The sequence below is a fragment of the Alteromonas gracilis genome, assembly GCF_036870955.2.
Lineage (GTDB): Bacteria > Pseudomonadota > Gammaproteobacteria > Enterobacterales > Alteromonadaceae > Alteromonas > Alteromonas gracilis_A.
On record NZ_CP145482.2, the window covers coordinates 3,363,746 to 3,377,585 of the forward strand.

The 13,840-nt window shown below is 44.7% G+C and carries 8 protein-coding genes and 4 pseudogenes; 7 read left to right on the forward strand and 5 right to left on the reverse strand.

Translation table 11 applies throughout. The features are described from left to right. Positions 1–102 precede the first annotated feature (102 nt). From aceF to ampD, 5 genes and pseudogenes are all read right to left on the reverse strand, one after another. A pseudogene (aceF, locus tag V6N89_RS16225) lies at positions 103–2,114 on the reverse strand (pyruvate dehydrogenase complex dihydrolipoyllysine-residue acetyltransferase). Positions 2,115–2,135: 21 nt separating this feature from the next. Further along, the gene (gene aceE / locus V6N89_RS16230; RefSeq protein ID WP_338518506.1) at positions 2,136–4,811 is read right to left on the reverse strand and encodes a pyruvate dehydrogenase (acetyl-transferring), homodimeric type; all 2,676 of its coding nucleotides are present in this window, start codon (positions 4,809–4,811) and stop codon (positions 2,136–2,138) included. 212 nt (positions 4,812–5,023) lie between these two features. Further along, a pseudogene (locus tag V6N89_RS16235) lies at positions 5,024–5,769 on the reverse strand (FCD domain-containing protein). Between the two features lie 349 nt (positions 5,770–6,118). Further along, positions 6,119–6,988: a beta-lactamase regulator AmpE gene (gene ampE / locus V6N89_RS16240; protein WP_338518507.1), complete on the reverse strand. Its 870-nt coding sequence runs from the start codon at positions 6,986–6,988 to the stop codon at positions 6,119–6,121. 3 nt (positions 6,989–6,991) lie between these two features. Continuing rightward, entirely contained in the window at positions 6,992–7,561 is a 570-nt protein-coding gene (gene ampD, locus V6N89_RS16245) for a 1,6-anhydro-N-acetylmuramyl-L-alanine amidase AmpD (RefSeq protein ID WP_338518508.1), read from the reverse strand. Positions 7,562–7,676: 115 nt separating this feature from the next. On the opposite strand from ampD, the gene V6N89_RS16250 reads away from it, so the two are divergent. The 7 genes and pseudogenes from V6N89_RS16250 (at position 7,677) to zapD (ending at position 13,804) form a co-directional block, all read left to right on the forward strand. Beyond that, positions 7,677–8,195 carry a retropepsin-like aspartic protease family protein gene (locus V6N89_RS16250; protein WP_338518509.1) on the forward strand — a complete coding sequence of 173 codons (519 nt, stop codon included), beginning with the start codon at positions 7,677–7,679 and terminating at the stop codon, positions 8,193–8,195. 20 nt (positions 8,196–8,215) lie between these two features. Then, on the forward strand, positions 8,216–9,070 hold the full coding sequence (gene nadC, locus V6N89_RS16255) for a carboxylating nicotinate-nucleotide diphosphorylase (protein ID WP_338518510.1): 855 nt from the start codon (positions 8,216–8,218) through the stop codon (positions 9,068–9,070). Between the two features lie 477 nt (positions 9,071–9,547). Next, positions 9,548–9,976: a pilin gene (locus V6N89_RS16260; RefSeq protein ID WP_338518511.1), complete on the forward strand. Its 429-nt coding sequence runs from the start codon at positions 9,548–9,550 to the stop codon at positions 9,974–9,976. Between the two features lie 89 nt (positions 9,977–10,065). Further along, positions 10,066–11,278: pseudogene (locus V6N89_RS16265) on the forward strand (type II secretion system F family protein). A 46-nt stretch (positions 11,279–11,324) separates the two neighbouring features. Further along, positions 11,325–12,231: pseudogene (locus tag V6N89_RS16270) on the forward strand (prepilin peptidase). Positions 12,232–12,244: 13 nt separating this feature from the next. Further along, positions 12,245–12,865, forward strand: a complete 621-nt coding sequence (gene coaE / locus V6N89_RS16275; RefSeq protein WP_338518512.1) for a dephospho-CoA kinase — start codon at positions 12,245–12,247, stop codon at positions 12,863–12,865. A gap of 186 nt (positions 12,866–13,051) precedes the next feature. Beyond that, positions 13,052–13,804: a cell division protein ZapD gene (gene zapD / locus V6N89_RS16280; protein ID WP_338518513.1), complete on the forward strand. Its 753-nt coding sequence runs from the start codon at positions 13,052–13,054 to the stop codon at positions 13,802–13,804. Positions 13,805–13,840 lie beyond the last annotated feature (36 nt).

The window sequence follows — 13,840 nt, forward strand, 5'->3', positions numbered from 1 at the left end:
ATGCTATTACTTTTGTGCAATAGCATAACCTAAATGCCACCAAATGGGCTTATAAAATCGTCGAAAATGTTACTGATATTGTAAACTTTTTCGACCTTTTATTTAAAGTATGATTCTGCGCAAATCAGTAAGGTTTGCAGCAACCTCAGTAGAGAATCTCGCACCTACTGCACCATCGATTACTCGGTGGTCGTATGACAGGCTCAGCGGCACCATCAAACGCGGCTCGAATTCTTTACCATTCCACTTTGGCTTCATCTCAGACTTCGATACTCCTAATATGGCGACTTCTGGCGCATTTACAATAGGTGTAAATGCCGTTCCACCAATTCCGCCTAGGCTAGAGATTGTAAACGTGCCACCCTGCATATCAGCCGCTTTAAGCTTCCCTTCCCGTGCTTTCTGAGAAGTCTCGATAAGCTCACGTGACAGCTGCTCAATACCTTTCTTATTCACGTCGCGAATAACAGGTACAACAAGGCCGCCCGGTGTTTCTACTGCGATACCAATATTGATGAACTTCTTGATGATCAAACTTTCGCCGTCATCAGACAGTGATGAGTTGAATACTTCGTATTTTTCAAGCGCTTTAGCAACGGCTTTCATGACGAATACCAGTGGCGTGATCTTAAGACCAGACTTAATTTTCGCGTGGTAAGCGTTTTGCTCTTTACGGAAGTCTTCAACTTCTGTGATATCTGCTTCGTCAAACTGCGTAACGTGCGGAATAGTCGCCCAGTTACGGTGTAGGAATGGACCAGAAATCTTTTGAATACGCGATAGCGGCTGTTCTTCGATTTCACCAAACTTGCTGTGATCAACAGGTTTAACTGGCACAATTTGAAGCACATTATCGCCTACTGGCGCACTACCAGAAGCTTGAGCCGTGCGAGGCTTAGCAAGCTCGGCTTTCACATAGGCTTGAACGTCTTCTTTCAAGATACGGTTCTTAGGACCAGAGCCATTCACTAGGGTTAGGTCTACACCAAACTCACGTGCAATACGGCGAACCGAAGGCGACGCATGGGCTTTACCATTACCTTTCGGTGCAGGCTCTGCTGGTACTGGAGAGCGATTAGCCGATTCTTGTTTCGGTGCTTCTTTCTTCGGTTCTTCTTTCTTCGCTGCTGGCTTTTCAGCCGCTGGCTCAGAGGCTTGAGACGATGCTTGTGAAGATGTGCCGCCGCTAGTTTCAAGCTTAACCACTACCGTGCCTTGCTTTACTTTATCGCCTGTTTTGATAAAGACTTCTTTGATAGTACCCGCATGCGTTGAAGGTACGTCCATTGTCGCTTTATCAGTTTCAAGCGTAATTAGACCATCTTCTTTCTCAATAGTATCGCCTACCGATACCAGTACATCGATAACATCAACTTCACCGTCTTCACCAATGTCTGGTACCGCAACTTCAATAGTTTCGCTGCTTGACGACGCCGCTGGTGCTGACGCTTGCTTTTCACTTTCTTGGGCAGACGCTTCAGAAGATTCACTTGAAGCAGAGCCAGAGCCTGCAACTTCAAGCTTGATCACAACAGTGCCTTCTTTCACCTTATCGCTTAGGTGCTAATGAATACTTCTTTCACTGTACCTGAGTGCGTTGAAGGCACATCCATAGTCGCCTTATCGGTTTCAAGGGTAATAAGACCATCTTCTTTTTCGATGGTATCGCCTACAGAAACCAAAACGTCGATAACGTCAACTTCGTCTTCAGAACCGATATCGGGTACAGCAACTTCAATGACTTCGCTGCTACCAGACGCAGCTGGCGCTGCCTCTGATTTGCTTTCTTCTTTTGGTGCTTCTTCTTGCTTAGACGCTTCTTCTTGTGACGCGTCGTCTGAAGATGATTCTTCAGCAGCACTATCACTATCGCCATTGGCAACTTTCATTTCACCAATCACATCGCCTTCTTTGATTTTATCGCCTACCGATACAGACAGGCTTACAATCTCACCTTCAAACGGTGCAGGGATGTCCATCGATGCCTTGTCACTTTCAACAGTAACAACGCCTTCATCTGCCTCAATGTTGTCGCCTACGGCAACACATAGCTCGATAACTTCAACTTCGTCGCCACCTACATCGGGTACGATAATCTTTTGAATATCTGACATATGTAAAATACCTTATTTGGCTTACGCGTAAAGTGGGTTAAGTTTTTCAGCGTTAATATCAAAACGCTTAATGGCTTCTGCTACCACTTTCTTCTCAACGTCACCGCGCTGAGCCAATTCATAAAGTGATGCAACCACAATGTATGACGCATTAACTTCAAAGTGAGTACGCAAGTTTTCACGGCTGTCGCTGCGACCGAAACCGTCTGTACCTAAACAGCGGTAATCAGTTTCAATGAACGCGCGTACTTGGTCTGAGTAGTTCTTCACATAGTCAGTAGCTGAAATCGCAGGACCTGCGTCTTTCGTAATTACTTGACCAATGTAAGGTACTTTTTGCTCAGCTTCTGGGTTTAGCATGTTCCAGCGCGCTACGTCCTGACCTTCACGAGCTAGCTCGTTAAATGAAGTTACTGAGTACACGTCAGAAGACACGTTGTAGTCCTCACACAGAATTTGCGCTGCTTTACGTACTTCATTCAAAATAGTACCTGAGCCCATTAACTGTACGTTAAGCTTAGACTTATCGTTTTCAACACGCTCAAGTTTATAAATACCTTTGATGATTTGCTCAGCAACATCATCACCTTGAGGCATTTCAGGGTGCTGATAGTTCTCGTTCATCAACGTTAGGTAATAGAAGATGTTCTCGTTGTTACCATACATGCGACGCAAACCGTCTTGAACGATAACGGCAACTTCGTAGCCGTACGTTGGGTCGTAAGTAACACAGTTAGGAATTAGGTTCGCCTGAACGTGTGAGTGACCATCTTGGTGTTGTAGACCTTCACCATTTAGTGTAGTTCTACCCGCTGTTGCACCTAATAGGAAACCACGCGCTTGGCTATCACCTGCTGCCCATGCCAGGTCGCCAACACGTTGGAAACCAAACATAGAGTAGTAAATATAGAACGGAATAGTTGTTGCGTTACACGTTGAGTAAGACGTACCAGACGCTACCCACGATGCCATTGCACCTAGTTCATTGATACCTTCTTGCAGTACCTGACCTTTCTTATCTTCGCGATAGTAAGCGACTTGGTCGGCGTCTTGAGGTACGTATTTTTGGCCTTCGTTAGCGTAAATACCTACCTGACGGAACAAGCCTTCCATACCGAAGGTACGCGCTTCATCAGGAATAATTGGTACAATGCGCTTGCCAATTTTCTTATCTTTCAACAACGCGTTAAGCACACGTACAAATGTCATGGTTGATGAAACTTGACGGTCGCCAGAACCTTTTAAGATAGCGTCGAATGCGCTCAGTTCTGGAATTTCAAGCTGCTCTTCGGCTTGCTCACGACGCGCAGGTAAATAACCACCTAGCGCTTCACGACGTGCACGAAGGTACTTCATTTCTTCGCTGTCTTCTTCGAACTTGAAGTAAGGCAAGTCTGCGATCTTTTCGTCTGCTACTGGAATGTTGAAACGGTCGCGGAACTGTTTGATTGAATCCACATCCATTTTCTTCACGTTGTGCGCAACGTTTTGTGCCTCACCTGAGCGGCCAAGACCGAAGCCTTTTACCGTTTTAGCAAGGATTACCGTTGGACGGCCCTTTGTATCAATGGCTTTTTGGTAAGCTGCAAAAACTTTAACTGGGTCGTGGCCACCACGGTTTAAGCGCCAGATGTCATCGTCTGACATATTCGCTACAAGTGCCGCCGTTTCAGGGTACTTGTTGAAGAAGTTTTCACGGGTGTACTTGCCGCCTTTGGCTTTGCAGTTTTGATATTCACCGTCTACCGTTTCACCCATAAGCTGAATAAGCTTGCCAGATTTGTCGCGCGCAAGAAGCTCATCCCAGTAACTACCCCAGATGACTTTCACTACTTCCCAGCCTGCGCCGCGGAATGTACCTTCTAGTTCTTGGATTATTTTGCCGTTACCACGAACCGGACCGTCTAGACGCTGAAGGTTACAGTTGATAACGAACGTTAGGTTGTCTAAGCCTTCGCGAGACGCAAGACCAATTGCCCCCAAGCTTTCTGGCTCATCACATTCACCGTCACCCATGTAGCAGTAAACGCGCTGATCTGAACAATCTTTAATACCGCGGTTAGTGAGGTACTTAAGGAATCGCGCTGTGTAAATTGCTTGAAGCGGACCAAGACCCATCGATACGGTTGGGAACTGCCAGTAGTCTTTCATCAAATGCGGATGCGGGTAAGAAGATAGACCGTCGCCAGCACATTCTTGACGGAAGTTATTTAACTGCTCTTCAGTTAGATTTCCTTCCATATAAGAACGCGCATAAATGCCTGGTGAAATATGGCCCTGAGCAAAAATGAAGTCGCCGCCTTGGTTTTCATTCGGCGCTTTGAAGAAGTGGTTAAAGCCCACATCGTAAAGCATCGCTGATGATGCAAAACTACCGATATGACCCCCAAGCTCCAAGTCTTTCTTAGACGCACGAAGTACGATCATCAATGCGTTCCAACGGATAGCAGCACGAATGCGCGCTTCGATGGTCAAGTCACCAGGCATTTTAGGTTCTTGAGCTGCAGGGATAGTATTGATGTAAGCCGTTGTCGCATCGTAAGGCAAATGTGCTCCGCTACGGCGTGCTTTATCAATAAGTTTCTCAAGTAAGTAATGGGCGCGCTCTACGCCTTCCTCTTCTAAAACTGACTCAAGCGCATCAATCCACTCTTTAGTTTCTTGAGGATCTACATCTTGGTGCATCATATCAGACATGGTGCCATCCTATTTTTTGCTTATAGAAAATCCTCCCTTAGCAATGCCCTTAGGCAAAAGAGCGCTAAAAGAAGGAAAACTAAATTACGTTGTACTCACAGTGACCCAATCTGGCTCACCTGCTTTTGCAGTGGCACAGGCTTAAACCTGACCTAAGCCTCTGCGAATGAATAATTATTTGCCCACCACCTAATTCGGTGAAGCACAAATAACTAAATTTCTAATCGTCGCAATGCACGCTGTACGCGTGAATCGCGTTGATTAATCGTTAATAGCGTTTTTTCGATAAACGCCAAATGCGTATTACATGCTTGGCGCGCTGCTTCTGGGTCGCGAGAGGCAATCGCCTCGACAATTTCACGCCGCTGTTTGGCGATATCTTCTACCGCGTCAGAATGCGCTGCCAACATATCTAAATTTCGTTCGATGTTGTCTACCAACATACTTTGCATGGTGCTCATGACGTGCAGAAGCACCATATTGTGAGAAGCTCGCGCCATGGTGATATAAAACTGACCAAGGGCCTCAGCCTGAGCACGCTTACTTTCATTCGCAGCTGGTGTAGGAAGTTCATTTAGCGCTTGTTTGAGCGCATCATAATCTTCTGGCTGACCACGAAGTGCTGCGTAATAAGCGGACATCCCTTCAAGGGCGTGTCTGAACTCGAGCAAATCAAACTGCGTCTCGGGACGTTGGCTAACTAAGTCCATTAACGGGTCTTTCATCGCAGCATTAAGGTTACGGTTTACAAAAGTGCCGCCCCCCTGCTTTCGCTCAACTAAACCACGCGCCTGTAAATTACCGATAGCTTCTCTAAGTGAAGGACGAGATACGTCAAATTCAAGCGCAAGCTCTCTCTCCGGGGGAGCTTCTGTCCCGCCAACAGCGTCCCATCAAGTATCATTGACTCGAGTTGTTCTGTGATGACGTCAGAGAGTTTTTTTCGCTGCTGGCGCATGCGGCTTATCTATCCTTTTCCTTAACATTTAAATAGGTATACACCTTATGAATGTAAAAAATAATCGGGGAAAATTTAAACATTACACAAATTGGTAATACCATTTTACCTATACAGTTTAAGACAGATCGATTTAGAGGTAAACACTCTAGAGCATAGCAAAGGTTGCGCACTTTGCTTTGTGTTAAGCTTTATTATTGAATTTGTTAAGAAAAGTGGAAGAGCTCAAACTGGTCTGATGAGGCTCAAAGAAAGTTGAGGAGTGTAAAAGCGTTTGATCTATAAACGAAATATTTATAGACCAAACTGTCTTCGAGGTTAGCTACAGATTAAATGTTAAAAATAGTGATTATGCCAAGCTTCCGATAACTGTTAATGCAGACGTAATTACAAGAAGAAAAATAACATTACGTTTTGCTAACTTGACCAATACTTTAGGCTCAACCGCTGCATTTTTAGTCTGTTGCTCTCGTTCTTCAGGCGTAAGCATTTCAGCTTTAGATGAAATTTGCGTCAACACATCATACGCAGAAATATCAAATTGTAGCGCATGCTTTAGCCATTCGGGCAAAGCGCGGGAAAAATGCCCCATCATCAACATGCCAAACGACGTAATGCGAACAGGTACATAATCAAGTGCAAACATTAAGCGAATGGCGTTATCTCTAAGTGGATGATTCTCGGCGCACAATGCCTCTGTGGTACTGCGACTCAAGCTATAAAAAACAGCGCCGGGTGCACCAAATGCAATAAACCACAGCATGACAGCAGCATAGTGCTGGTAATTGAGCCACGTTAAGTGCTGCCCAAAGCTTTTGCCTTCGGCCGTTGCCGTTCCGTCGCTCTCATTGGAGGCCCCACAGTGACCCAGTTGATCGGTGTACATGCTGCACGCCTGAAGATCGCCTCGGTCAGCTGCGTTTAAAAAGCATTTGTAGGTCGCACGTAGCGCAGGACATCCGACGCAGATGAAAAGAACAATACTCTGTTCAACAAACGTAAGAAATGCGCCGAGCACCCAATACTCTGTAAGTCCCAATAACACTGCTGGTAAAAGGAGGTAAAAGTAAAAGTGTGCAGATGAACTCTCTTCTTTTAGCCACCCCTTGTCGTTAAGAAAACGGCGGTACATGGCTGCGTAGGTCTCTACGTGCCAGTAGCGGCTTTTAGTGATAAGGCGCTCGAGGCTTAACACCAACAATAAACTCATTAACATCATGGATTAGTTATGTCCTTGTTCTAACGCTTTACGCAAGTTCACTCTGTATCTTGCCCAATCAAACGCAACACCTGGGTCGGTCTTTCGACCGGGTGCAATATCATTATGTCCTACAATACGTCCTAAAGAGATCCGAGGATAGTGCTTAATAATAAATTCGCTTAACGCAGTAAGCGCATGGTATTGCTCATCAGTGTAAGGCAACGCATCTGTCCCCTCTAACTCAATGCCAATTGAAAAATCATTACACCGCGTTATTCCTTGAAAGCTCGATACACCAGCATGCCAAGCTCTTTTATCAAAGGGGACAAATTGTTCAATTTCCCCCGTTCTATAAATAACACAGTGCGCCGATACACGAAGTCCTGCAATTTCTTTATAAAAAGGATGTGCATTAGGATCGAGTTTACCGGTAAACAAATCGCGAATTCCTGACGTACCAAACTGCGAAGGCGGTAATGAAATATTGTGAATTACTAAAAGGTCCACATTATTTACCAAGGCGTTTTCCTGATATGGCCGTTCATCACAGTGGGGAGAGGGTGTAAAAGTCGCTTGGTTAAAGAGCACCATATAAATAAAACACCGTAAAATTTGAATTTTTGCGTCATCAACTACATGAGGTAAAGTGTGACACTGCGTTATAGAGTAATGCAAGTCCTTCAAATATACAGCAAAGGCACAGAGAATGAGTGAACAGCACGACCCAGCCAAAAGTGCGGGTAAATGGATGGTAGCGCTAGCGTGGATATGCGGTTTTGGTTTGCTCGTATTTGTTTTTTCCGACTTGCTGGAGAAGCAAGTCAATCCAAATAACAGTCCGGAGTCACAGCGCGTAGGAGGACAGACTGAGGTGCGCCTGAAGCAAAATCGACAGGGGCATTACGTCGCCACAGGCTATATTAATGGCGAAGAAGTTTTATTTTTAGTAGATACTGGGGCTACTGATGTTGCTGTGCCTGCGCATTTAGCATCTAAATTACAGTTACGCGCGGGTAGAGAAAGCTTAGCGTCAACCGCTAATGGTGTAGTTAGGGTAGCCGAGTCAACCATTGATACGTTACGAATAGGCGATATTGTCCTAAACAATGTTGATGCAAACCTAAACCCCGGTATGCAAGATAACCACATCTTGCTTGGAATGAGTGTTCTTCGCCAATTAGAGTTTACTCAGCGCGGAGATTGGTTAATATTGCGTACCCTTTAATACAGACTATAGCGATGAAGATGACATCACCAGATATGCACGCAATTCGTGAACAAGTGAAAACCGCACTTGTAGAAGATTTAGGCGGCGAATTAAATGCTGCTAACGACATTACAGCCAACTTAATAGACGATAATGTCAATGCAAAGGCGACAATAATTACGCGAGAGCAGTGCGTTGTGTGTGGTGTTGCATGGGTAAATCAAGCCTTTGCGCTTATTGACGAAACTGTGTCACTGACTTGGCATGTAAAAGACGGTGACAGTGTTGCACCTGATACCGTGCTACTCAGTTTAGAAGGCTCCGCAAAGGCTATCCTTACCGCAGAGCGCACCGCGCTGAACTTTCTACAAACGCTTTCGGCGACGGCAACAGTGACTGCGTTTTATGCAAACCTTTTATCAGGCAGCAAAACAAAGATTCTTGATACGCGCAAAACTTTGCCAGGGCTTCGCTACGCCCAGAAATACGCGGTTCGCTGTGGCGGCGGACAGAATCACCGAGTAGGTTTGTTCGATGCATTTCTTATTAAAGAAAACCACATATTTTCATGCGGCGGTATTGAACATGCCGTAACGCGTGCAAAGGCGATGATGCCAGGCAAACCTGTAGAGGTAGAAGTGGAAAACATTGACGAACTTACACAAGCTATGACGGCAGGTGCAGACATCGTTATGTTGGACAATTTCACTAATGCGCAAATCCAAGACGCCGTAGAAATGAACAAAGGCCGTTGTAAATTGGAAGTATCAGGGAACATTACTGACGAAAGGCTCGCTTCACTATCTCAATTAGGCGTGGATTATATTTCTTCAGGTGCACTAACAAAGCATGTTCAGGCTATCGATTTATCGTTACGCATACATTTAGAGTAATTTTCTCTTGATATTGTGATTACCCGTTACTCACAAGCAATTTTGGCTTAGTTTTATCTTGGATTTGACCGAGTCTTGAGTATCTTGATGGTGAGTAAAACCATACTTACTTGCAAAGGCAAGATGGCCTTTGCAAGCGTGTTATTCTAAAGCTTTTGCACTAATATTACGTTAAGCTTTCACTTTCAAATTCCTTTGATCTTTACCGCACTCACACCTCCAATGTATAGTTAGCCATACGCTGGTAAGTTGTTAAGAACTATGCCAAAGTTCAGATAGTTAAGCCTACACAAGACGTTTTGAACATGTCATACTTAGAAAGTCAGACATAGGTATGTTCCCTAATACTTGTCAGTGACAATAAAAATTCTATACTGAGAAGCAAGTACCAGGGGCGTACAAAAACGACTCAGGTATAAACGTCAATTTGAATTAGATTTAAACTTAACGTGTTATACACGTCCCGGAGAAAGAGCCATGATGAACATGAACGCTAAAAACCAAAAAGGTTTCACCCTTATCGAACTAATGATTGTTGTTGCAATCATCGGTATTCTTGCGGCAATCGCACTTCCTGCTTACCAAAACTACACGCAGAAAGCCAAGTTTACTGAAGTATCAAACGCGACAGCAGCAGCAAAAACAGCAGTAGAAATCTGCTACGCTTCTACAAACGACCTTGCAGCATGTGACGGCGGCGCTAACGGTATTCCTGCAGACATCGCAGCTTCAGCAGCAGGCGCGGGCGTTGATGTTGTTGGCGTGACTACGGCAAACGGCGTAATCACAGCAACTCAGCACGGTGACCTTGGTCTTACAGGTGCTGGTACTTACACACTAACACCTAACCTAGATAACAACCGCATTATCTGGACTTCAGCGTGTGACCCAGCAACGCTTTGCTAATCGCATAGCCTAGCAGCTTAATTTACAGAGAAGCCCAGTATTGACTGGGCTTTTTTGCTCAAAGAGACCACATATAGACGGAATTCGCGATGGCAAAAGCAGCAACTACATTTACTTGGCAAGGTAAAGATCGTCACGGTCAATCTCGCAAAGGTGAAATATCCGCTGTCTCGATTTCAGAAGCTAAGAACCTGCTTCGCCGCCAAGGCATCTCAGCCAACAAAGTTAAAAAGCTTGCAAAACCCTTATTTGGCGCAGGCGGACAAAAGATAACCCCTGCTGACATATCTGTTATCTCTCGACAAATTGCAACAATGTTAGCCATGCGGCGTTACCCTTATTCAGTCGCTTGAGATGATAGCGCAAGGGCATGCAAAGCAAAGCATGCGAAAGCTTCTTGGTGAGATAACTGAAGAAGTTAAATCAGGTAATCCGTTGTCATCAGCGCTTCGAAAACACCCACTTTATTTTGATGATTTGTATTGTGACCTGGTCTATACAGGAGAACAATCTGGTGCACTTGAAACGATTTACGACCGTATAGCAACATATAAAGAAAAAGCTGAAGCCTTAAAGTCGAAAATCAAAAAGGCGATGTTTTACCCGGTTGCCGTACTTGTGGTTGCCTTTATCGTTACCACAATTTTGCTTATTTTCGTGGTTCCTCAGTTTGAAGAAATTTTCAGTAGCTTTGGCGCAGAACTTCCCGCCTTCACCCAGTTTGTACTAGGAATTTCGCGATTTGTGCAAGATTACGGGATATTTATTGCCATCGGCATTGGCGGTGCAGGCTTTATGTTTATGCGCACTTATAAACGAAGCCAAAAGCTTCGAGATAGTGTTGATAGAAATATACTCAAGATTCCTGTTGTGGGTGAAATTCTCAAGAAAGCGAGTATCGCACGTTTCACTCGTACATTGGCGACAACGTTTGCCGCAGGCGTGCCGCTGATTGGTGCGCTAGAGTCTGCTGCAGGTGCATCTGGCAACGCGGTTTATCGTGAAGCTATTTTGTATATGCGCAAAGAGGTTGCAGGCGGTATGCCAATGCACGTTGCTATGCGCGCAACTCAAGTATTTCCAGATATGGTTACGCAGATGATTGCTATTGGTGAAGAATCAGGCGCCGTTGACGAAATGCTTAGTAAGATTGCCACTATTTATGAAGCGGAAGTTGACGACATGGTTGATGGCCTAACCAGCTTACTAGAGCCTATGATCATGGCAGTACTTGGTGTCGTCATCGGTGGCCTAATTGTAGCCATGTACTTACCTATATTCCAAATGGGCGACGTGGTATAACTACGCCCCCATACCTTAAATTAAAATAATAAAAGATACGCTGCTCATGGATGCATCATTTGCTCAAAACTTGGTAGCGCTTAGCCAAGCGTCGCCACTTTTTTTCTACTCACTAATTTTTATTGTTTCTCTTATGGTGGGTAGCTTTTTGAACGTTGTCATTTATCGCCTGCCTATTATGATGGAACGCAGTTGGCAACAAGAATATAGCAATTATTTTGCTGACGATGCTGATGGTAGTGCAACACAAGCACAACCTGAAAATGAACCTTTTAATCTTGTTAAACCCGACAGTACCTGCCCTTCCTGCGGACATAAAATTCGAGCATGGGAGAATATCCCCGTCATTAGTTACCTAGTGCTACGAGGAAAGTGCGCTAACTGTAAGACCCCAATCTCAGCACGCTACCCTGCGGTAGAACTGTTTACAGCGGTAGTGTGTACCTTTGCTGCCTATCACTTTGGTCCAACGCCGCAGGCATTGTGGTCGGTTGTTGTAAGTTACATGCTGATTTCGCTTATTTTCATCGATCTGGACAAAATGCTATTACCAGATCAGCTTACGCTTCCACTTTTGTGGCTTGGCTTATTATTAAGTACACAAGACGTTTTCGTCAGCACGACCGATGCAATATTAGGCGCTGCATTTGGGTACCTTAGCTTGTGGTCAGTGTTTTGGCTGTTCAAAATTGTCACAGGAAAAGAAGGTATGGGCTATGGCGACTTTAAGCTACTGGCAGCGCTTGGCGCTTTTACTCTATTGGCAAGGCTTGCCCGTCATCATATTACTGTCGTCTTTTGTTGGGGCTATAGTTGGTGTTGCTATCATGGTCATTCAAAAGAAAGGCCGCTCGCTTGCGATCCCCTTTGGCCCTTACCTTGCCGTTGCTGGATGGCTCACGTTACTATACAAATCTGAAATAATAAGCGCCTATTTGGACGCGGTGCTGTAGTCAGGGTTGTAGCATGAAAGATAAGAACAATAAATTTGTTGTAGGCCTAACAGGCGGCATTGGTAGTGGCAAGTCAGCGGCTACAGCATTATTTGAAAAACATAAAATCGATATCATTGACGCAGACCAGGTCGCGCGCGACGTAGTTGAAATAGGTTCCGAAGGCTTGGCCAAAATCGCAGAACACTTTGGAAATGATATTTTGCTTGAGAGTGGTGCATTAAACCGTGCAGCGTTAAGAGAGCGAGTCTTCAACGACGAAAGTGAGAAACAGTGGTTAAATAGCTTACTGCACCCTCTTATACGACAACAAATGATGTCGCTTATCGCCGTGTCAAATGGCCCTTATTGCATATTGTCTGTGCCTTTATTAGTTGAAAACAAACTTACCGTAATGTGCGATAAGGTTGTGGTTGTAGATTGCCCCGAAGCCATGCAACTGTCGCGCGCAATGCAACGTGATGGTAGCACCGAGCAAACCATTAAGAATATCATGTCCTCTCAAGCAGACAGAGACACGCGCTTAGCCGCAGCTGATTTTGTACTGGATAACAGCTCAAGTTTGGCACACCTCGCTCAACAGGTTGACGAACTTCATCAAAAACTTCTTCCGCTATCATCGAGCCATCAATAGCGTTGTATTCTTTGACGCTGTACTTTTACTACGATAATTGCCTTTATAACAACGCTAAGCCGCGCATTTTGAAACTTTTTTGAACAAATAACGTCAAAACAACACTTTGGTCGTTAAGTAAACTTGGCTTAAACGCAATCATGCATTAGGCTTTAGCTCTAAGTATATGTGTTTTAAAGGGTATCCATGGGCAACGCTGTTTTCGAATTTCCACTAAAGGAAAAAGTACGTAATTATTTACGTGTTGAGCAGCTGCTTGGGCAACTCAAAATCTCTGCAAAATCCGAGCATCAACAACTACAGCTTGTTTTCTTTCAACAGCTGTTTGAATTACTCGATCTTGTTGAACGCCTAGATTTGCGTTCAGATTTGTCCAAAGACCTGGAAGCCCATGAAAAGAACCTCGTATATTGGTCAAAGCACCCCAAAATTGATAGTACAGCGTTAGAACAGGCACTCAAGACCGTACTTACGCTTCGTGAAAAACTTAAAAACGACCGACGCTTTGGTAGTGCGCTAAAAGAGGACAAGTTGTTAAGCGCCATTAGGCAGCGCTTCGCCATACCTGGTGGGGCATGCAGTTTTGACCTACCCAATCTCCATTTTTGGCTACAGCAGCCACTTGAAAAGCGCCATATTGAAATTGCTCAATGGTTGGAAACATTAGCCTTACTGGATGACGCTATTGCTGTAAGTTTGTCGTTTATCCGCGAGCGCGGCCAGTTTATTAATGTAACCGCTGAGAATGGTTTTTATCAGGGCGTTGCAGAAGATAAAAATGAGCTTATCCGTGTACGCTGTCGAGTTGATGAAGGTTATTACCCAACGCTTAGCGGAAATAAATATCGATACGCACTGCGTTTCATGTTGTTTACTACTAATGAAAATGGCAGTTCCGCAATGGAGAACCATGTTCAGTTTCAACTAGCAGCCTGTTAAAATTAGTACTTACAACAGTTCCTGTTTTATTTATCG